Below are 19783 nucleotides of genomic sequence, written 5' to 3'. Positions count from 1 at the left end.
CAAGCCCGCTCCCACAAGGGATCTGCGCTTTGGTCAGATTTTGCGATGCGACAAAGGACTTTGTGGGAGCGAGCCTGCTCGCGAAGGCGACCCGTCAGGTAATGAAGTGATAACTGACACACCGCTTTCGCGAGCAAGCCCGCTCCCACAAGGGATCTGCGCTTTGGTCAGATTTTGCGATGCGACAAAGGACTTGTGGGAACGAGCCTGCTCGCGAAGGCGTCCGTCAGGTAATGAAGTGATAACTGACACACCACTTTCGCGAGCAGGCTCGCTCCCACAAGGACCTGCGCTTTGGTCAGATTTTGCGATGCGACAAAGGACTTTGTGGGAGCGAGCCTGCTCGCGAAGGCATCCGTCAGGTAATGAAGTGATAACTGACCCACCGCTTTCGAGAGCAGGCTCCCTCCCACCAGGAATCTGCGACTTTATTCGCCTGTGGCAATGCCGCGCGATGGCTCGTTGATCCATTCGCTCCACGATCCGGCATACAGGGCGCCCAGCGGGTAGCCAGCCAGACACAGCGCAAACAGGTTATGACATGCCGTCACCCCGGATCCGCAATAGGCGACCAGTTCCGACGGCGAGCGATCGCCCAGTTTGCCGGCAAAACGCTGATTGAGCTGCTCGGCCGGCAGGAAGCGCCCATCACTGCCGAGGTTTTCGGTGAACGCTGCACACTGTGCGCCGGGAATGTGCCCGGCGACCGGATCGATCGGTTCCACCTCGCCCTTGAAACGCGGCAAGGCGCGGGCGTCGAGCAGGGTCAGCGTTGGCTGGCCGAGGCGCTGCTGCAATTGCTCGGCGCTGAGCAACAGGCTCATGTCCGGCTGACCACTGAAGTTACCCGGCGTCACGCTCGGCGGATCCAGGCTCAGCGGCAGACCGGCCGCGTGCCAGGCCTTGAGCCCGCCGTCGAGAATGAACACGCCGTCGCGCTTGCCCAGCCAGGCCAGCAACCACCATGCCCGCGCCGCGTATGCACCCGGGCCGTCGTCATACAGAACCACATCGCTGTCGTTGCCGATGCCCCAGGCTTGCAAGCGCTCGATCAACGCCGCCGGCTCGGGCAACGGATGACGCCCGGTCACGCCCTTCTCGACCTTGCCGCTCAAATCTCGCTCCAGATCGGCGAAACTCGCCCCGGCAATGTGCCCTTCGGCGTAGCTGCGCTGGCCGTAATCCGGATCTTCGAGGGCAAAACGGCAATCGAGAATCACCAGACCCGGCTGCTCTTTGCGAGCGTCCAGTGCTTGTGGGCTGATCAACTGCGCAATCGACATAACGGGGCTCCTGTGGCATTCGGCTGAACGGTTTATTTCACGTCTTCAAGGGCCTGTGCCAGCGGCACATAGAACTCGTCGAACAATGCGTTGACTTCATCCCGCGCCTGATCGGTAACAAACCCTGCTTCCAGCACCAGCACCTGATACACGCCACGCTTCACGGCCTGTTCGCTGAGGTGGTTGGAGTTTTCCCGCGTGGTGCACAGAAAACGCACCCACGAGGTCAGGATGATCCAAGCGTTGAGGGTCAGCGACTCGATCTGCACGCGATCCATTTTCAGGATGCCGGCGGCGACGAAGCCTTCGTAGATCGCGGCACCCTGGATCACGCAGCGCTGGGAAAAGCGCCGATAACGCGCGGCCAGTTCCGCATCGCTGTCGAGCAAATGCTCAAGGTCGCGATGCAGAAAGCGGTAGCGCCACATGGCCGACAGCAGTTCCTTCAAATAGAAACGCTTGTCTTCGACGGTCGCCGGGCGGCCCTGGGGCGGACGCAAAAAGCTGTCCACCAGAGCTTCGTACTCACTGAACAACACGGCAATGATCGCCTGCTTGTTGGGGAAGTGGTAGTACAGGTTGCCCGGAGAAATCTCCATGTGCGCGGCGATGTGGTTGGTGCTGACGCTGCGCTCGCCCTGCTGATTGAACAACTCCAGGCTGTTCTGAACGATGCGCTCGCTGGTTTTTATTCGTGGGGCCATGGCTTGAGCTTTAATTCAGAGTGCGTAGACGGCGCATCTTACGACCTAACCGGAAATGGATAAAACACTGACGTGCGCGGAAGTCGTTTGACTTTATAGAGCATCGACTCTAAAAAGTGCTCATTACAATAAAATCCGGAGCCTGCGATGACTGCCGACATTGCCTACCTGCAAACCCTGCAACAGCCTCTTGGAACGCTTGATCGGCAGTTCCACGCGCAACGAGCGGCCTATGCCGCCAACCCGATGCCGCCCGCTGCGCAACGGCAACAGTGGCTCAAGGCTTTGCGCGATTTGCTCAGCAGTGAGCGTCAGGCGTTGATCGAAGCGATCAGCGCCGACTTCAGTCACCGCAGCGCCGACGAAACCCTGCTCGCCGAGCTGATGCCGAGCCTGCACGGCATTCACTACGCCAGCCGCCACCTGAAAAACTGGATGAAGCCATCGCGGCGCAAGGTCGGCGTGGCGTTCCAGCCGGCTTCGGCGAAGGTGGTTTATCAGCCGCTGGGCGTGGTCGGCGTGATCGTGCCGTGGAACTACCCGCTGTATCTGGCCGTGGGGCCGATGGTTGGCGCCCTGGCGGCGGGCAATCGGGTGATGCTCAAGCTCAGCGAATCGACCCCGGCCACCGGACTGCTGCTCAAAGAGCTGCTCGCGCGGATCTTTCCCGAAGACCTGGTTTGTGTAGTGCTGGGCGAAGCGGATGTCGGCGTGGCGTTCTCGCGTCTGCCTTTCGATCACTTGCTGTTCACCGGTTCCACCAGCGTCGGCAGACACGTCATGCGCGCTGCGGCGGAAAACCTCACGCCAGTGACGCTGGAACTGGGCGGCAAGTCGCCGGCCATCGTCTCCAGAGACGTACCGCTCAAGGACGCCGCCGAACGCATCGCCTTCGGCAAGACCCTCAACGCCGGGCAGACCTGCGTCGCGCCTGACTATGTGCTGGTGCCGGAAGACCGCGTCGGCGCTTTCGTCGAGGCCTATCGTCAGGCCGTGCGGGGCTTTTATCCGACCCTGGCGGATAACGCTGACTACACGGCAATCATTAACGAACGCCAACTGGCCCGGCTCAACGGTTACGTCAGCGACGCGACGAGCAAGGGCGCGCTGCTGATCCCGCTGTTCGACCAAGGCCAGGGCCGACGCATGCCGCACAGCGTGCTGCTCAATGTCAGCGATGAGATGACCGTGATGCAGGATGAAATCTTCGGCCCGTTGCTGCCGATCGTGCCTTATCGCGATCTGGAGCAGGCATTCGCTTACATCAATCAGCGGCCTCGTCCTCTGGCTCTTTACTACTTTGGCTATGACAAACGCGAACAGAACCGCGTGCTGCACGAGACCCATTCCGGCGGTGTTTGCCTGAACGACACCCTGCTGCACGTCGCCCAGGACGATATGCCCTTCGGTGGTATCGGTCCCTCAGGCATGGGCCATTACCACGGGCACGAAGGTTTCCTGACCTTCAGCAAGGCCAAGGGCGTGCTGGTCAAACAGCGCTTCAACGCGGCGCGGCTGATCTACCCGCCCTACGGCAAATCGATTCAGAAACTGATTCAGAAGCTGTTCATCCGCTAAACGATCGTCAACGCCGGGTAATAACAACAATGCACCCAAGCCTGACCGAAACACCCGCCCTGTCGCGCCGTGGCCTGCTGAAATTCAGCCTCGGCGCCAGCGCGTTTCTCGCCACCGCCGGCCTTGGCGCCAGCCTCACTGGCTGCTCGTCGAGTATCAACGCCAACGGTTTTGCCAGTTTGCGCGACGGCGATCTGCTGTTCCTGCGCGCGCTGATCCCGGTGATGCTCGACGGCGCCGTCGCCGCCGGGGAAATGCCCGCAGCGGTCGACGGCACGCTGAAGTCGCTGGACTACAGCCTTGATCACGTGTCGCCGGAAATGCTCAAGCTCACTCGGCAATTGTTCGATGTGCTGGGTATGGCCGTGACCCGTGGCCCGCTCACCGGCATCTGGGGCAGTTGGGAAAACGCCAGCCCTGAAGCGATGCGACATTTCCTCGAGCGCTGGGAGAACAGTTCACTGAGCTTGCTGCGCATGGGCCATCGCTCGTTGCAGCAGATGGTGATGATGGCCTGGTACACCCGCGCCGAATCCTGGGCGCATTGCGGTTATCCCGGGCCGCCTAAGGTCTGAAACCGGGGGGCGGTCTTCGCGAGCAGGCTCGCTCCCACATGTGAAATGCAATTCCCTGTGGGAGCGAGCCTGCTCGCGAAGGGGCCAGTTGCATCACCTCAGCATCCAGAATAATAAAGAGAACCTGACCGATGCCCGTACCCGATCCCTTCCGCGAAGGCCTCGCCCGAGGCTGGAAAACCTACAACGGCGCGCAACTGAGCAACGACCTTACCCTCGAAGCCGACGTGGCGATCATCGGCAGCGGCGCCGGCGGCGGTACCACAGCGGAAATTCTCAGCGCGGCCGGTTACAAAGTCCTGCTGATCGAAGAAGGCCCGCTGAAGACCAGTTCGGATTTCAAACTGCTCGAAGACGAGGCCTACAGCAGCCTCTATCAGGAAGGCATCGGGCGCATGAGCAAGGACGGCGCGATCACTATCCTGCAGGGCCGCGCGGTCGGCGGCACGACGCTGATCAACTGGACCTCGAGTTTCCGCACGCCCGAGCCGACCCTCGAACACTGGGCCAGCGAACACAACGTCACAGGCCATAGCCCGGCAGAGATGGCGCCGTGGTTCGAGAAAATGGAGCAGCGCCTCGGCGTCGCGCCGTGGATGGTGCCGCCCAACGCCAATAACGACGTGATCCGCAAAGGCTGCGAGCAACTCGGCTACAGCTGGCACGTGATCCCGCGCAACGTGCGCGGCTGCTGGAATCTGGGCTATTGCGGCATGGGCTGCCCGAGCAATGCCAAGCAATCGATGATGGTCACGACCATCCCGGCGACGCTGGAAAAGGGCGGCGAGCTGCTGTATCTGGCGCGAGTGGAAAAACTGCTGATCAGCGGCGACAAGGTGACCGGCCTGCATTGCGTGGCGATGGACGAGCGCTGCGTCGAGCCGACCGGGCGCAGCATCACGGTCAAGGCGCGGCATTACGTGCTGGCCGGCGGCGGCATCAACAGCCCGGCGCTGTTGCTGCGCTCCGACGCGCCGGATCCACATGGGCGCGTGGGCAAGCGCACCTTTCTGCACCCGGTGAACATGTCCGCCGCGCGTTTCGCCGAGGTGGTCAATCCGTTCTACGGAGCGCCGCAGTCGATTTATTCCGACCATTTCCAATGGAAGGACGGCACCACCGGGCCGATGGCATTCAAACTCGAAGTGCCACCGCTGCACCCGGCGCTGGCCGCCACACTGCTCGGCGGTTTCGGCCAAGAGAACGCGCAACACATGGCTGATCTGCCGCACACCCACGCGATGCTGGCGCTGCTGCGCGATGGCTTCCACCCGGACAGCAGCGGTGGCGCGGTGGAGTTGCGCGGCGATGGCTCGCCAGTGCTCGACTATCAGGTTTCGCAGTACGCCTGGGACGGTTTGCGCCGGGCCTTTCACGTCATGGCGGAAATCCAGTTCGCCGGCGGCGCGCAATCCGTCATGCCGATGCACGCCGACGGCCGCTATGTGAAGACCCTTTCCGAGGCGCGCTCAATGATCGATGGATTGAGCCTGGAGCTGTACCGCACGCGACTGGGCAGCGCTCACGTCATGGGTGGTTGTGCGATGGGTGAAGATCCGAAAAACGCGGTCGCCGACAGCCTCGGTCGCCATCATCAACTGAGCAACCTGTCGATTCACGACGGCTCACTGTTCCCCACCAGCATCGGCGCCAACCCCCAACTGTCGGTGTATGGCCTGACCGCGCAACTGGCGACAGCCTTGGCTGTTCGGCTGAAAAATCCATGAAAAAGCAGAATATTCCTATCGTCTATAGTGCTTTCTTACCCAACAGGCGACTTGGCCGACCGGGAAGGCTGCGATACCATCCGACTCCCCAACGGACTCCCGCCAGGACGACGCGATGAACCGAGTGTTGTACCCAGGTACCTTCGACCCTATTACCAAGGGCCATGGCGATCTGGTCGAACGCGCCTCGCGCCTGTTCGATCACGTGATCATTGCGGTCGCCGCCAGCCCGAAAAAGAACCCGCTGTTCCCGCTGGAACAACGGGTCGAACTGGCTCGCGAGGTCACCAAGCACCTGCCGAACGTGGAAGTGGTCGGTTTCTCGACGCTGCTCGCGCATTTCGCCAAAGAGCAGAACGCCAATGTGTTCCTGCGTGGTCTGCGCGCGGTGTCGGACTTCGAATACGAATTCCAGCTGGCCAACATGAACCGTCAACTGGCGCCGGATGTGGAGAGCCTGTTTCTCACGCCGTCGGAGCGTTATTCGTTCATTTCCTCGACGCTGGTGCGGGAGATTGCCGCGCTGGGCGGCGATATCAGCAAGTTCGTCCACCCGGCCGTGGCCGACGCGCTGACCCTACGCTTCAAAAAGTAGGAGCTGCCGCAGGCTGCGATCTTTGCTTGTAGGAGCTGCCGAAGGCTGCGATCTCTGTTTTGCAGCCCTTGATCGCCCCCGCGTGCACTGCGAGCGCCAATGCGGCACAATTGCGCGCATTGATTTATAGCGCCCGGGCCTGCCGCCCCGGCTGGAGTTAGCATGTCCCTGATCATCACCGACGATTGCATCAACTGCGACGTCTGCGAACCCGAGTGCCCGAACGCCGCCATTTCCCAAGGCGAAGAGATCTACGTGATCGACCCGAACCTGTGCACCCAGTGCGTCGGCCACTACGACGAGCCGCAGTGCCAGCAGGTCTGCCCGGTGGATTGCATTCCACTGGACGAAGCCCATCCGGAGACTGAAGAACAGTTGATGGAGAAGTACCGCAAGATCACCGGCAAGGCCTGATTCGCTAAAAAGATCGCAGCCTTTGGCAGCTCCTCCATGGATCGCATTCCTCTGTAGGAGCTGCCGAAGGCTGCGATCTTTTGATCTTGCCCTTCACTCGCGCTGCTCGAACCCCTCCCCCGTACACCCCAGACACCGCACGAACGCCGCCTTCGCCGGGTCAACCACCAGCGCCTGCCCCGCATCGCCGACCCCGCCGCCCAGTGCGGTAAACGGCAACGACACCACAAACGCTCCCGCACCGATCACCGTGGCCACCACCAGCAAAGGTCGGGCAATCAGCAGGTCGCCGAGCATGGCGTAGGCCGGGGGATTCTGGATGGTGTAACGCGGATCACCGCTGCCGTTTTCCGATGCCTGTACAGCCAGACTGGAACACAGCAGCAGAGTGACGAAGAGGACTTGCAGGGATTTCATGGCACGATCCTTCGGGCTGAGCAGTGAGACTTCTCACTATAGACCGAAGGATTTTTTCAGGTCTGGCAGCGCGGGCAAAACACGCTGGCGCGCTGGCCCAGCTTCACTTCGCGCAGGCCCGTGCCGCAGACCTTGCAGTGCTGACCGCCGCGGCCGTAGACAAACAGTTCCTGCTGGAAATAGCCCGGCTGACCGTCGCCGCCAATGAAATCGCGCAATGTCGTGCCGCCACGCTCGATGGCAGCGGCAAGGATGCGCTTGATCTCGATCGCCAGTTTCAGATAGCGCCCGCGGGAAATCCCCCCGGCTTCACGGCGCGGATCAATGCCGGCAGCGAACAGCGCTTCGGTCGCGTAGATATTGCCGACCCCGACCACCACCGCGTTGTCCATGATGAACGGCTTGACCGCCATCGAACGCCCGCGTGACAGCTTGAACAATCTTTCGCCATCGAACAGATCGGTCAGTGGCTCCGGCCCGAGGCGAATCAGCAATTCGTGATTGAGCGGGTCGTTGCTCCACAACATCGCGCCAAACCGTCGCGGATCGGTGTAGCGCAAGGCCAGACCCGATTCCAGTTCGATGTCGACGTGCTCGTGCTTCAACGCCGGCAACCCGGCCTCGACCAGACGCAGATTGCCCGACATGCCCAAATGGCTGATCAGCGTGCCGATCTCGGCGTTGATCAACAGGTACTTGGCACGCCGTTCGACCAGCACGATGCGCTGCCCGGACAGGCGCACATCGAGGTCTTCCGGGATCGGCCAGCGCAGACGCCGGTCGCGGACGATGACCCGGCTGACCCGCTGGCCTTCCAGGTGCGGGGCAATTCCCCGGCGGGTGGTTTCGACTTCCGGCAGTTCAGGCATGGTGTCCTCGGATCAATGCGCGCCGAGGTCGCGAATCGTTTGTTTGAGTGTTTCGAAGTCGTAGTCCGACAGACCGACGTAATCAAGCACCAGCGGGCCGACCGCGCTCCACTCGAAATCCTCGCTCTGGTTGCCCAGCACCCGATATGAGGCGCAGATGTGCTCGGCCATTTTCAGAATCGCCAGCAAGTTTTTCAGTTGGCTGTTCTTCGACGATTCGTCGCTGAAAATCGCCAGCGCATTGTGATGGTTGGCGATGGCGGCGCTGACATGCTCCGGCAGGCGCCAGGACTTGGCGGTGTAGTAACCGACCACGGCGTGGTTGGTATTGAACACGCGGTTTTCCGTATCGACCACGCGGCATTCCGGGCTGGCGCTGGCGTAGGCCTCTTCCAGCACGGTCATGTAATTGGGGAAACGCTGCAGCATCAACGGCACACCGCAATCGTGGAACAGGCCCAACGCATAGGCTTCGTCACCCGCCTGTGTGCCGATGCGCTTGGCCAGGGTCAGGCAGGTCATCGCCACATCCTGCGCGGTGTCCCAGAAACGGTTGAGGGTGACGATGGTGTCGTCGTTCATCTCGCCCTTGATCGACTGCGCGTTGATCAGGTTGATGATCGAACGACTACCCAACAGGTTCACCGCACGCTGGATCGAGGTGATCTTGTTGCTCAGGCCGTAATACGGCGAGTTGACGATCTTCAGCAGCGCGCCAGACAGACCAGGGTCCTGGGAGATCAGTTTGGCGATCACCTCCAGGTCCGGGTCGGGCATGTACTGCTCCATTTGCAGATCCACCATGATCTGCGGTTGCGCCGGCACACTGATGCCTTGCAGCGATTGTTGGATCTGTTCGGTGGTCAGCTCTTGGGACATAAGTACACACTCCGGGGCAGGCGGCGATTCTAACCGCTGAAACGGCAGGGCGACACACCGATGGGCACATCGCCGGAACTTTCATCTGTGCCCAGGCTTCGGAATCTGTAGGGCGCATCGGACCTCAACGTTCCGCTGCGAAGGCAAAATCTCCACAGACTCAGGAGCTTACCGATGGCAACTTCCCTCAATGACAAACGCGTCGCTATTTTGGTTACCGATGGTTTCGAACAGGTCGAAATGACCGGCCCCAAGGATGCCCTCGAGCAGGCCGGCGTGCAGGTCGATATCCTCTCGACCGAGGCCGGCACGGTCAAAGGCTGGAACCATGACAAACCGGCGGATGACTTTCCGGTCGCCAACTCCTTCCAGGCTGCGAGCATCGAACACTACGATGCGGTACTGCTGCCCGGTGGCGTGCAGAACTCTGACACCATCCGTATCGATCAGGATGCTCAGCATCTGGTCAAGACTGCCGCTTCGGCGGGCAAGCCGATTGCCGTGATCTGCCACGGCAGCTGGTTGCTGATCTCGGCGGGACTGGTTAACGGCAAGACCATGACCAGCTACAAAACCGTCAAGGACGATCTGGTCAATGCCGGGGCCAACTGGGTCGATCAGGAAGTGGTAAAGGACGGCTACCTGATCAGCAGCCGCCAGCCGGATGATGTGCCGGCGTTCAGTCAGGCCCTGATTGACGCACTGGCTGCGTAGTCGTCGGCATCCCTTTCGCGAGCAGGCTCGCTCCCACAGGTGAATGCACTACAAGTGTGGGAGCGAGCCTGCTCGCGAAGGGGCCATCCGCTATTCATCGCGCGCCAGACCGGAGCACGCGTCAACACGCTATACTCCCGCTCTTTTTTCCGGAGCGACGTCATGTCCCTGCCTAGCCTGCGCCTCAAAGCCAACGCCGACCGTCGCCTGCGCAACGGCCACTTGTGGGTCTACAGCAACGAAATCGACGTGGCCGCCACGCCTCTGCACGGCTTCAAGGCCGGCGATCAGGCGGTGTTGGAAGCCGCCGGCGGCAAGCCGCTGGGCATCGTCGCCATGAGCCCGAACAACCTGATCTGCGCGCGCCTGCTGTCGCGCGACATCAAACTGGCCCTCGACAAGTCGCTGCTGGTGCATCGCCTGAATGTCGCGCTGTCGTTGCGCGAGCGTCTGTTCGACAAGCCGTTCTATCGTCTGGTCTACGGCGACTCCGACCTGCTGCCGGGTCTGGTGGTCGATCGTTTCGGCGACATCCTTGTGGTGCAGATCGCCTCGGCGACCATGGAAGCGCATAAAGACGACGTGATCGCCGCGTTGACCCAGGTGCTCAAGCCAAGCGGCATCCTGTTCAAGAACGACTCCGCCGCCCGCGACGCCGAAGGCCTCAACCGTTACGTCGAAACCGTGTTCGGTCTGGTGCCGGAATGGGTCGCGCTGGAAGAGAACGGCGTCAAGTTCGAAGCGCCGGTCATTCAAGGGCAGAAAACCGGCTGGTTTTACGATCACCGCATGAACCGTGCGCGCCTGGCACCTTATGCCAAAGGCAAACGAGTCCTGGATCTCTATAGCTACATCGGTGGCTGGGGCGTGCAGGCCGCTGCGTTCGGCGCCAGCGAAGTGTTCTGCGTCGACGCCTCGGCATTCGCCCTCGACGGTGTCGAGCGCAACGCTGCGTTGAACGGCTTCGCTGACAAGATGACCTGCATCGAAGGCGACGTCTTCGAAGCGTTGAAGGAGCTGAAGGCTAGCGAAGAGCGCTTCGACGTGATCGTTGCTGATCCGCCAGCCTTCATCAAGCGCAAGAAAGACATGAAGAACGGCGAAGGTGCTTACCGCCGTCTGAACGAGCAAGCCATGCGCCTGCTGACCAAGGACGGCATTCTGGTCAGTGCTTCGTGCTCCATGCACCTGCCGGAAGACGACCTGCAGAATATCCTGCTGACCAGCGCCCGCCATTTGGACCGCAACATCCAGATGCTCGAGCGTGGCGGTCAGGGCCCGGATCATCCGGTGCATCCGGCCATCGCCGAAACCCGCTACATCAAAAGCATCACCTGCCGTCTGCTGCCCAACAGCTGATTGCGGTTGAACACGGGGAGCCGCCGAGCTCCCCGTTTTTTTCCACCTCCCGCCCCCTCCTTTCTTCACACTCAACATGAGTGTTTAGGCGTCTTCCTACAGTTACTTTCCAGCTCCCTTGCAGGACGTTTCGCCACAGCTGTTAGTTGCGGGAAATTAACCTACAACGCAGATATCCAGTACTCGATCACTCCGACAGAATTACTGGAATATTCCTACTTAATATCCCCTTGCCAATATTCGATTACAAACTATTATGAAGTTGTCGCCATGAGGCGACTTCAACTACTGATGAACAAGGAGTTCACATCATGAAAACCATTTATCTGGAAACAAATAAACTCGCCAACCTCGCCTTCCTGATTGCAGCCAAAGCCCGCTAAGCAAGTCTGGACGCCGGAGAGTGCCGGCACTCCGGCGTCCTCAAGACTTTCCCTGAGTGATTTAAAACAATGTATATCAATCCTTTTCTTTTTATATTGCCGCGCCCGCCTGGACAAGTTGTCTGGAACTATAAAACGCACACTCAATACGAGCTTGATCTCGACTATTCCATTCGCCTCGCACAACTTATAAACAATCCAGTTTTGTTTGATCCGCAAAACATAATAGACATACAACTCAGGGACGCAGATATTCTAAGCGTTTCTAAAATCGACAGCCCGAATTGGGGCTGGGATGAACTGTCGAAGATTTATCACATCGGCACACAAAACATCCCTTGCGAGCACACTCCGCAGAACATTCATGAATGGTCCAGACACTATCTGGCGCATTGCAGCGAAGTGTTGGCAACACCCGCCCCCATAACCCTCAGAACACCGCAGTCAGCTGAAGCGCTCATCATCCTGCCAGCACCCGATGCCATGAACGATGACAGCCTGACTCAGGCATTGCGGACGCGGAAAACCTGCCGCTCCTACACCGGTGCGGCGGTGACACTGGCCGAGGTTGCAACGCTGCTGTATTTCACGCTCGGCTATCTTCCAGCGCGCGAAAACGCGCACGACGATCTGGTCGCGCCTGGCCTCGATACCCGCCGAAGCAGCCCCTCCGGCGGTGGTCTTAACGCTTGTGAAGGCTTTCTTCTGGTGCAGAACATTGTCGGGCTGGAACCGGGCGTCTACGCCTACCATCCTTGCGAACACGCCCTGAGCCGGGTCAACGCTTTGCCCGAACCAGCCCTGGGTCAGCTGCTCGGCGGCCAGCACTTCATCAACAATCTGCCGCTGGGCGTATTCATCACCGCCAGATTTGATCGACTCTGGTGGAAGTACGAACACTCGCGCGCCTATCGCATGGCGTTCATCGAGGCAGGCCATCTCTCGCAAACCTTCCAGCTCGTCGCGACAACGCTGGGGCTCAATACCTGGCTGACCGGCGCGTTTGCCGACGCCCAGGTCGAAACCCTGCTCGGGCTCGAAGGCAGCGCTGAGCAACCGTTGTTCTTTGTCGGTTGCGGCGAAAGCGATGGCCACGCCATGTGTCAGGAAATGCGTGACCTGCTTCGCGGGGTACCGTCATGATTTCCACAGCGCTGGATGAGGGCGAGGCACCGGTGTCGTGGTCTCTCAAATTCACCCTTCCCGACTGGGAAAGCCGCGCATCGGTGCGCAGCAGTACCCATGACTATCGTTTACCGGGCGATGTCGAGCAACAGCTGCAGAACCGCTATTGGTTTCCCCCGGCCTTTCTGCCTTATCTGGCACATCCGGCCATCCAGGCCAAGGGTCGCGATACCTTGCACCGCCTCACTGCCAATCATCTGGTGTATTTCCTCGATTACACCACCCTGCTCGAGCACCGCATCGTCAACCGCGCAGTGGAGGTCATCGTCCACCGCGAACTGCCCATCTATATACCGCTGCCGATGAAACACGCTGCATTGCAGCTGTACACCGACGAGGGCTACCACGCGCTGTTCTCCAACCAGATAGCCGAGCAGATCGCCGCGTTCTACAGCATTACCCGGCGACCGGTCATTCCGAAGCGGATCACACGCATGAATGCCCTGATCGCGCGCACGCCGGAGAAGAACCGCGCACTGGCCTGGTTTCTACTTGGATTTGTCTCGGAAACCATCATCGCCCGGGAGTTGCTCGAGGTTTGCCGCAACACCATGGTTTCAAGTGTGAACGACATGCTGCGTGACCATCTCGCGGACGAAGCCCGGCACAGCCGTTACTTCGCAGAGGCCTTCCACTACTTATGGATTGCGATGAACAGTCGCCAGCGCCTGTTCGCCGCCAGGACTCTTGTGGAGATCATCCCCATCTTCTTCGAGGTCGACGAGAGCTGGCTGCAACAAAGCCTGCGCTCGGCCGGCATTGCCGAGAGTGACTTGAAAGAGATTGTCGGTGCGATGGCAACTGTGCAGTCCAGCCGTGCTCGCGCTCGTGCCGGCTGCAAACCCACGCTGGAGGCCCTGCACAAGGCTGGTTTTTTTGCGCTGCCCCATAACCAGACACTTTTCGCCAGAGCAGGATTGATCGATGAATAAACGCAGCCGTACAGTCAGCCGCCGACAACAGCGCGGAGCAGTCAGCCTGTTACTGGCAATGATCCTGCTCGGCGTGTTCCCGCTGGATGTTGTGCTGCCCTCGTTCCCGGCGCTGGCGGCACACTTTGGTCGATCGCCGAGCGACATCGCCCTGTCGATCAGTCTGTTCGCCGTCGGTATTGCCTTCGCGCAACTACTGATCGGCCCGCTCTCGGACGTGATTGGACGCAAGGGTTTGCTGCTGGCCGGCACGAGCGCGTCGCTGCTCGGCGCCCTTGGCTGCGTGCTGAGCAATGACTACACGCTGTTCCTCGTTTTCCGGGTGATGCAGGCGATGGGGTGCGGTAGTTTCATGCTGTCTCAGGCACTGGTACAGGATCTGTTTGAAGGCCAGGAGCGTGACCGGCTGCGGATTCTGATGGTCACCGCAACGGGCATCTTCATTTCGCTATCGCCGCTGGCGGGTACGTTTCTGCAAGCCACCCTCGGCTGGCGCGGCAGCTTCTGGGTATTCATCGCCCTTGCAGCCGTGGTTCTGATCAAAACCTGGCGACTGCTCGACAACAGCCGGCCTGTTCAGAACGGTCCACACCTGGGTTTCATTCAGTCCTACAGACGGGTCCTGAGCAATTTCCCGTTTGTCGGCTATTGGCTGATTTCCGCGTTCGCTTTCGCCTGCCACTTTTCCTTCATCGTCACTTCGCCGTTGATCTTCATGGAGCAATTGCAAATGGCGCCTTACGATTTCGCTTTGATTCTGCTGATCTATGGCGCCGCTTATGTCTTCGGCGGCCTGCTCGCCAGCGCGCTGACCCGGCTTATCAATACGCAACAGCAGATTTTCACCGGCCTGAGTCTGATTCTGATCTCGGGTCTGGTGATGCTCTATCTGGCCACCAACCATGAGCTGTCAGCCGCGGCGGTGCTGGTTCCGATGCTGATCTGCACCGTCGGCACCACCATTGCGCGGCCCCCGGCCACCTCCCGTGCCATGAGCGTGTTTGCCGAAAATGCCGGCGCATCGGCATCCGCCGGCAGCATCATCATCTTTATCTGTGGCGGGCTGGTCAGCGCCCTGATCAGCCTCGGCCCGGCCAATCTGCAAGCGACGCTTGGCTGCGGTTTTGTGGTACTGAGTGGCATATCGTTGTTGCTCAACAGCGTGATCGGCCGGCGAAGCAGCAAGCTGCACGGCAATCCGGTAATGCCGGGAGGCGACCATTGACCCTGCCAGTCGTCATTGCGCTGGCTCCTTCGGCACGGGAACAACGCTTTGCGCCATTCCCTCACGACGCCAGCGGTGTAGAATCGCCTCATTCATCGCCATTCATCCCCGGCGGGTTTATGAGCTCAGGCTGAGACCAGCGGCGATCCCGCAACGTCATCGGCAGCTTCCGGACACACGGCCATTTTTCGGGTGTTTCAGAGGTCAACAGAAGCTCACTCCCCTTTAGTACGTGATTAGCCGCCCGGAGTGCTCCATGCCAGATTACCGCTCGAAAACATCCACCCACGGCCGCAACATGGCCGGCGCCCGCGCACTGTGGCGCGCCACCGGCATGAAAGATGACGACTTCAAGAAGCCGATCATTGCCATCGCCAACTCGTTCACCCAGTTCGTCCCGGGGCATGTACACCTGAAGGACCTGGGTCAACTGGTCGCCCGCGAGATCGAACGCGCCGGTGGCGTGGCCAAGGAATTCAACACCATCGCCGTCGATGACGGCATCGCCATGGGCCACGACGGCATGCTGTATTCGCTGCCGAGCCGCGAAATCATCGCCGACTCCGTCGAGTACATGGTCAACGCCCACTGCGCCGACGCCATCGTCTGCATTTCCAACTGCGACAAGATCACCCCGGGCATGCTGATGGCTGCATTGCGCCTGAACATCCCGGTGATCTTCGTTTCCGGTGGCCCGATGGAAGCGGGCAAGACCAAACTCGCTTCCCACGGTCTCGATCTGGTGGACGCCATGGTGATCGCCGCCGACTCCAGCGCTTCTGACGAGAAAGTCGCCGAGTACGAGCGTAGCGCCTGCCCGACCTGCGGTTCGTGCTCCGGCATGTTCACCGCCAACTCGATGAACTGCCTGACCGAAGCACTGGGTCTGGCCTTGCCGGGCAACGGTTCGACCCTGGCCACCCACAGCGACCGCGAACAGCTGTTCCTCCAGGCCGGGCGCACCATCGTCGAGCTGTGCAAGCGTTACTACGGCGAGAACGATGACTCCGTGCTGCCGCGCAACATCGCCAACTTCAAGGCGTTCGAAAACGCGATGATGCTCGACATCGCCATGGGCGGTTCGACCAACACCATCCTGCACTTGCTCGCAGCCGCCCAGGAAGCCGAGATCGATTTCGACCTGCGCGACATCGATCGTCTCTCGCGCAGCGTGCCGCAGCTGTGCAAAGTTGCGCCGAACATCCAGAAGTACCACATGGAAGACGTGCACCGCGCCGGCGGCATTTTCAGCATCCTCGGTTCGCTGGCCCGTGGCGGCCTGCTGCACACCGACCTGCCAACCGTGCACAGCCGGAGCATGGAAGAAGCCATCGCCAAGTGGGACATTACCCAGACCAGCGACGAAGCCGTGCATCACTTCTTCAAGGCAGGTCCTGCGGGCATTCCGACCCAGACCGCGTTCAGCCAGTCGACCCGTTGGGAAACCCTCGACGACGACCGTGAAAACGGCTGCATCCGCAGTTTCGAGCACGCCTATTCGAAAGAAGGCGGCCTCGCCGTGCTGTACGGCAACATCGCGCAGGACGGTTGCGTGGTGAAAACCGCTGGCGTCGACGAGTCGATCCACGTCTTCGAAGGCAACGCGAAGATTTTCGAAAGCCAGGACAGCGCCGTGCGCGGCATCCTCGCTGACGAAGTGAAGGAAGGCGACATCGTCATCATTCGCTACGAAGGTCCGAAAGGCGGCCCGGGCATGCAGGAAATGCTCTATCCGACTTCCTACCTGAAATCCAAAGGTCTGGGCAAAGCCTGTGCGCTGCTCACCGACGGCCGTTTCTCCGGCGGTACCTCCGGCCTGTCGATCGGTCACGCTTCGCCAGAGGCTGCGGCCGGCGGCGCGATCGGTCTGGTGCAGGATGGCGACAAGGTGCTGATCGACATTCCGAATCGCTCGATCAACCTGTTGGTCAGCGACGAAGAACTGGCGGCACGCCGCGCCGAGCAGGACAAGAAAGGCTGGAAACCGGTTGAAGTGCGCCCACGCAAAGTGACCACCGCGCTCAAGGCCTACGCCTTGCTGGCGACCAGTGCCGACAAGGGCGCGGTGCGTAACAAAGCGATGCTCGACGGGATATAAAAACAGCTGCAAGCTGCAAGCTTCAAGCAAGAGCCAAGTTGCTCTTCCTTACCGCTTGCAGCTTGCAGCTGCTTTATTGGATTTCCTCAGGCTTGACGATCACCCAGTTCTTGTCCGCCGTCACCGGCAAGCCTTCCTTGGCTTGCGCCGCCGCGTGCTTGGCCATCATGCCGTTGATTTGCGTCATGTACTTGTCCTTGCGGTTGATCCACAAGTGAATGCCGCCCTTGGCCACGTCGACATCGTGGAACAGCATGTAACCGTCGCTGGTTGGAGTGTCGCCACCGACCAGTACCGGTTTTTTCCATTCATCGATATAGGTCAGGATCGCCGCGTGCTTGCCGGCCATCCAGGTTGCCGGGGTCCAGAGATAAGGCGTCAGTTCGAGGCCGAGGTTGGCCTTCTCGTCATATTTGCCAGCAGTGATCTGTTTGCGCGCAGTGGTCAACTCGCCGGTCTTCTGATCCTTGAGCAGCAATGAAACGCCAATGACGTTCTGCGGTTTGACGTTGTAACCGTACTTGGGATCCGCCGCGACCATGCGCACCAGCTCCTCGGAGGCTGCGGTCATCACGTAAACCTCGATACCGTTCTCCATCAGCTTGTTATATAGCTCCTGCTGGCCAGTGAAGATCTTCGGCGGATTGACGTCGAGCTTCTTCACCACATCGCCTTCGTAATACGTCGCCGGCACCGGTTTGCCCGAAGCCATCAACTCATCGACGTAGCCCTTGAGCTCCTTGAGGGTGAACCCGGAAAACACCTGCGCCACCCACGGGTAGCAGACCATGTCGTCGACTTCGCAGAGGCGGTAGTAATAACTGAACAGGCTTTCCTTGTGATCGGCGGTGTCCTTGAACGGCATCAGCTTCAGCGAGGGATCGAGCTTGTCACGGGTGATCAGGCCCTTGTTTTCCATGAACGGCAGCAAGGATTCTTCGAGGTCGTAGCGGTAACTGGTGTTGTCCATGTCGAACACCGCGTAATTACCCTTGTTCGCGTTGGCGGCGATCATCGCGTCCAGCGCCTTGGCCTGATCCGCCGGCCAATGCTTGAGGTCCGTGGCCAATGCATGGCCGGCGAGGCCAGCCGCCAGTGCCACAGCCAACAACGTGCGTGCAATTCTCATAGCGCTACTCCCCGATGCAAAGAGTTCGACGCTAACAAATAAGTGTGACAACCCTCGCCTGTCAGCGACCGCCTGCGTCCCCTGCGCGCCAGTTGCATTGCCGACAGCGACACGCGCTTATTCCAAAAACGACGGATGCCCAGCCATTTTGGTATTAAATCATTGCAAATCAAGCTGCTAGGCTTGCCGGTTCGCAGCAGCCCCGGATGGCTGTTGGCACAGTCTTTACTGGAGTCCCCATGAATCTACCGCTGATTCTCAACCTGCTGGTGTTCCTCGCCCTGCTCTTCGCTCTGGCGCAAACCCGCCACACCTCTTGGAGCCTGGCGAAAAAAGTCCTGCTCGCACTGGCCCTCGGCGTGGCGTTCGGCGTCGCGCTGCACACGATCTACGGTGCCGGCAACCCGGTGCTGAAAGCCTCGATCGGCTGGTTCGATCTGGTCGGCAACGGTTACGTGCAGCTGCTGCAAATGATCGTGATCCCGCTGGTCTTCGCTTCGATCCTCAGCGCCGTGGCCCGCCTGCACAACGCCTCGTCGCTGGGCAAGATCAGTTTCCTGACCATCGGCACGCTGCTGTTCACCACCGCCATCGCGGCGCTGATCGGCATCGGCCTGACCAACCTGTTCGGCCTCAGCGCTGAAGGTCTGGTCGCCGGCACTCAGGAAATGGCGCGCCTGCAAACCATTCAGAACGACTACGCCGGCAAAGTCGCCGACCTCAATGTGCCGCAACTGCTGCTGTCGTTCATCCCGCAGAACCCGTTCGCCGACCTGGCCCGGGCCAAGCCGACGTCGATCATCAGCGTAGTGATTTTCGCCGCGTTCCTTGGGGTTGCTGCGTTGCAGTTGCTCAAGGATGACGTGGAAAAAGGCCAGAAAGTGATCAACGCCATCGACACCCTGCAAGCCTGGGTGATGCGTCTGGTGCGTCTGGTGATGAAGCTGACCCCGTACGGCGTGTTGGCACTGATGACCAAAGTGGTCGCCGGTTCCAACCTGCAGGACATCATCAAGCTCGGCAGTTTCGTCGTGGTGTCGTATATCGGCCTGGGCCTGATGTTCGTCGTACACGGCGTGCTGGTGTCGGCCGCCGGGATCAACCCGCTGCGTTTCTTCCGCAAGATCTGGCCAGTGCTGACGTTTGCTTTCACCAGCCGCTCCAGCGCAGCGACCATTCCGCTGAGTATCGAAGCGCAGACCCGTCGCCTGGGTATTCCGTCGTCGGTCGCCAGTTTCGCAGCCTCGTTCGGTGCGACCATTGGCCAGAACGGTTGCGCCGGTCTCTATCCGGCAATGTTGGCGGTAATGGTGGCGCCAACGGTCGGCATCAACCCGCTCGATCCGCTGTGGATCGCGACGCTGGTGGCGATTGTCACGTTGAGCTCGGCCGGTGTCGCCGGGGTCGGTGGCGGCGCGACGTTCGCCGCCCTGATCGTGCTGCCGGCGATGGGCTTGCCGGTGTCGCTGGTGGCGTTGCTGATTTCGGTCGAGCCGTTGATCGATATGGGCCGCACTGCGTTGAACGTGAGTGGTTCGATTACCGCAGGGGCGATTACCAGTCAGGTCATGCAGCAGACTGATAAAGCATTGCTGGATGCGGATGAGCATGCCGAGTTGGCTCAGGCGTGATGTAAAGCAAGATCAAAAGATCGCAGGCTGCGCCAGCTCCTAGAGGGGAAATGCGACACCCTGTAGGAGCTGCCGAAGGCTGCGAT

General features: G+C 60.3%; 18 protein-coding genes. 12 read left to right on the top strand and 6 right to left on the bottom strand.

The genetic code is table 11. The features are described from left to right. Nucleotides 1-428: 428 nt before the first annotated feature. Both AC4IHP_RS26260 and AC4IHP_RS26255 read right to left on the bottom strand, forming a co-directional pair. Nucleotides 429-1283: a sulfurtransferase gene (locus AC4IHP_RS26260; protein ID WP_490833122.1), complete on the bottom strand. Its 855-nt coding sequence runs from the start codon at nt 1281-1283 to the stop codon at nt 429-431. Between the two features lie 32 nt (nt 1284-1315). Then, nucleotides 1316-1987, bottom strand: a complete 672-nt coding sequence (locus AC4IHP_RS26255) for a TetR/AcrR family transcriptional regulator (protein WP_016772708.1) — start codon at nt 1985-1987, stop codon at nt 1316-1318. 147 nt (nt 1988-2134) lie between these two features. On the opposite strand from AC4IHP_RS26255, the gene AC4IHP_RS26250 reads away from it, so the two are divergent. The 5 genes from AC4IHP_RS26250 (at nt 2135) to AC4IHP_RS26230 (ending at nt 6876) form a co-directional block, all read left to right on the top strand. After that, nucleotides 2135-3565, top strand: a complete 1431-nt coding sequence (locus AC4IHP_RS26250) for a coniferyl aldehyde dehydrogenase (protein ID WP_490833121.1) — start codon at nt 2135-2137, stop codon at nt 3563-3565. Between the two features lie 29 nt (nt 3566-3594). Beyond that, on the top strand, nt 3595-4140 hold the full coding sequence (locus AC4IHP_RS26245; RefSeq protein ID WP_490833120.1) for a twin-arginine translocation pathway signal protein: 546 nt from the start codon (nt 3595-3597) through the stop codon (nt 4138-4140). Nucleotides 4141-4271: 131 nt separating this feature from the next. Next, complete coding sequence (locus AC4IHP_RS26240) at nt 4272-5867, top strand: GMC family oxidoreductase (RefSeq protein WP_490833119.1); 1596 nt, start codon at nt 4272-4274, stop codon at nt 5865-5867. 115 nt (nt 5868-5982) lie between these two features. Next, the gene (gene coaD, locus AC4IHP_RS26235; protein WP_003229157.1) at nt 5983-6462 is read left to right on the top strand and encodes a pantetheine-phosphate adenylyltransferase; all 480 of its coding nucleotides are present in this window, start codon (nt 5983-5985) and stop codon (nt 6460-6462) included. Nucleotides 6463-6624: 162 nt separating this feature from the next. Then, on the top strand, nt 6625-6876 hold the full coding sequence (locus AC4IHP_RS26230) for a YfhL family 4Fe-4S dicluster ferredoxin (RefSeq protein WP_003195146.1): 252 nt from the start codon (nt 6625-6627) through the stop codon (nt 6874-6876). Nucleotides 6877-6969: 93 nt separating this feature from the next. Here the strand turns inward: AC4IHP_RS26230 and AC4IHP_RS26225 are convergent, their stop codons facing one another. The 3 genes from AC4IHP_RS26225 to AC4IHP_RS26215 are packed head-to-tail and all read right to left on the bottom strand — an operon-like array spanning nt 6970 to nt 8987. Continuing rightward, nucleotides 6970-7293 carry a multidrug transporter gene (locus tag AC4IHP_RS26225; RefSeq protein WP_460122105.1) on the bottom strand — a complete coding sequence of 108 codons (324 nt, stop codon included), beginning with the start codon at nt 7291-7293 and terminating at the stop codon, nt 6970-6972. Between the two features lie 56 nt (nt 7294-7349). Next, nucleotides 7350-8162, bottom strand: coding sequence for a bifunctional DNA-formamidopyrimidine glycosylase/DNA-(apurinic or apyrimidinic site) lyase (gene mutM / locus AC4IHP_RS26220; RefSeq protein WP_252879047.1), 813 nt, complete (start codon nt 8160-8162; stop codon nt 7350-7352). Between the two features lie 12 nt (nt 8163-8174). Further along, complete coding sequence (locus AC4IHP_RS26215) at nt 8175-8987, bottom strand: HDOD domain-containing protein (protein WP_160769650.1); 813 nt, start codon at nt 8985-8987, stop codon at nt 8175-8177. Nucleotides 8988-9215: 228 nt separating this feature from the next. Here AC4IHP_RS26215 and AC4IHP_RS26210 point away from each other — a divergent pair, with 228 nt between their 5' ends. From AC4IHP_RS26210 to ilvD, 6 genes are all read left to right on the top strand, one after another. Further along, entirely contained in the window at nt 9216-9755 is a 540-nt protein-coding gene (locus tag AC4IHP_RS26210) for a type 1 glutamine amidotransferase domain-containing protein (protein ID WP_490833118.1), read from the top strand. Nucleotides 9756-9917: 162 nt separating this feature from the next. Further along, nucleotides 9918-11114, top strand: a complete 1197-nt coding sequence (locus tag AC4IHP_RS26205) for a class I SAM-dependent rRNA methyltransferase (protein ID WP_016772700.1) — start codon at nt 9918-9920, stop codon at nt 11112-11114. A gap of 452 nt (nt 11115-11566) precedes the next feature. Beyond that, nucleotides 11567-12640: a SagB family peptide dehydrogenase gene (locus AC4IHP_RS26200; RefSeq protein WP_460122109.1), complete on the top strand. Its 1074-nt coding sequence runs from the start codon at nt 11567-11569 to the stop codon at nt 12638-12640. Further along, on the top strand, nt 12637-13614 hold the full coding sequence (locus AC4IHP_RS26195; RefSeq protein WP_490833117.1) for a diiron oxygenase: 978 nt from the start codon (nt 12637-12639) through the stop codon (nt 13612-13614). The genes AC4IHP_RS26200 and AC4IHP_RS26195 overlap by 4 nt, the downstream gene beginning before the upstream one ends. Further along, complete coding sequence (locus AC4IHP_RS26190; protein ID WP_490833116.1) at nt 13607-14839, top strand: multidrug effflux MFS transporter; 1233 nt, start codon at nt 13607-13609, stop codon at nt 14837-14839. Before AC4IHP_RS26195 ends, AC4IHP_RS26190 begins: the two co-directional genes overlap by 8 nt. 256 nt (nt 14840-15095) lie before the next feature. Continuing rightward, a complete protein-coding gene (gene ilvD / locus AC4IHP_RS26185) occupies nt 15096-16937 on the top strand; it encodes a dihydroxy-acid dehydratase (protein ID WP_016772696.1) in 1842 nt (613 codons plus the stop codon). 73 nt (nt 16938-17010) lie between these two features. Here the strand turns inward: ilvD and AC4IHP_RS26180 are convergent, their stop codons facing one another. Continuing rightward, on the bottom strand, nt 17011-18066 hold the full coding sequence (locus AC4IHP_RS26180) for an HAD family hydrolase (RefSeq protein WP_490833115.1): 1056 nt from the start codon (nt 18064-18066) through the stop codon (nt 17011-17013). 239 nt (nt 18067-18305) lie between these two features. On the opposite strand from AC4IHP_RS26180, the gene AC4IHP_RS26175 reads away from it, so the two are divergent. Beyond that, nucleotides 18306-19697: an L-cystine transporter gene (locus AC4IHP_RS26175; RefSeq protein WP_460122121.1), complete on the top strand. Its 1392-nt coding sequence runs from the start codon at nt 18306-18308 to the stop codon at nt 19695-19697. The last annotated feature ends 86 nt before the right edge of the window (nt 19698-19783 follow it).

This window comes from Pseudomonas sp. UF-293 (genome assembly GCF_058245595.1).
This window is presented reverse-complemented; position numbering and strand designations above follow the sequence as displayed.

Coding starts and splice junctions, on each gene's coding strand:
- AC4IHP_RS26260 (WP_490833122.1), bottom strand. CDS start 1,283: ATGTCGATTGCGCAGTTGATCAGCCCACAAGCACTGGACGCTCGCAAA.
- AC4IHP_RS26255 (WP_016772708.1), bottom strand. CDS start 1,987: ATGGCCCCACGAATAAAAACCAGCGAGCGCATCGTTCAGAACAGCCTG.
- AC4IHP_RS26250 (WP_490833121.1), top strand. CDS start 2,135: ATGACTGCCGACATTGCCTACCTGCAAACCCTGCAACAGCCTCTTGGA.
- AC4IHP_RS26245 (WP_490833120.1), top strand. CDS start 3,595: ATGCACCCAAGCCTGACCGAAACACCCGCCCTGTCGCGCCGTGGCCTG.
- AC4IHP_RS26240 (WP_490833119.1), top strand. CDS start 4,272: ATGCCCGTACCCGATCCCTTCCGCGAAGGCCTCGCCCGAGGCTGGAAA.
- coaD (WP_003229157.1), top strand. CDS start 5,983: ATGAACCGAGTGTTGTACCCAGGTACCTTCGACCCTATTACCAAGGGC.
- AC4IHP_RS26230 (WP_003195146.1), top strand. CDS start 6,625: ATGTCCCTGATCATCACCGACGATTGCATCAACTGCGACGTCTGCGAA.
- AC4IHP_RS26225 (WP_460122105.1), bottom strand. CDS start 7,293: ATGAAATCCCTGCAAGTCCTCTTCGTCACTCTGCTGCTGTGTTCCAGT.
- mutM (WP_252879047.1), bottom strand. CDS start 8,162: ATGCCTGAACTGCCGGAAGTCGAAACCACCCGCCGGGGAATTGCCCCG.
- AC4IHP_RS26210 (WP_490833118.1), top strand. CDS start 9,216: ATGGCAACTTCCCTCAATGACAAACGCGTCGCTATTTTGGTTACCGAT.
- AC4IHP_RS26205 (WP_016772700.1), top strand. CDS start 9,918: ATGTCCCTGCCTAGCCTGCGCCTCAAAGCCAACGCCGACCGTCGCCTG.
- AC4IHP_RS26200 (WP_460122109.1), top strand. CDS start 11,567: ATGTATATCAATCCTTTTCTTTTTATATTGCCGCGCCCGCCTGGACAA.
- AC4IHP_RS26195 (WP_490833117.1), top strand. CDS start 12,637: ATGATTTCCACAGCGCTGGATGAGGGCGAGGCACCGGTGTCGTGGTCT.
- AC4IHP_RS26190 (WP_490833116.1), top strand. CDS start 13,607: ATGAATAAACGCAGCCGTACAGTCAGCCGCCGACAACAGCGCGGAGCA.
- ilvD (WP_016772696.1), top strand. CDS start 15,096: ATGCCAGATTACCGCTCGAAAACATCCACCCACGGCCGCAACATGGCC.
- AC4IHP_RS26180 (WP_490833115.1), bottom strand. CDS start 18,066: ATGAGAATTGCACGCACGTTGTTGGCTGTGGCACTGGCGGCTGGCCTC.
- AC4IHP_RS26175 (WP_460122121.1), top strand. CDS start 18,306: ATGAATCTACCGCTGATTCTCAACCTGCTGGTGTTCCTCGCCCTGCTC.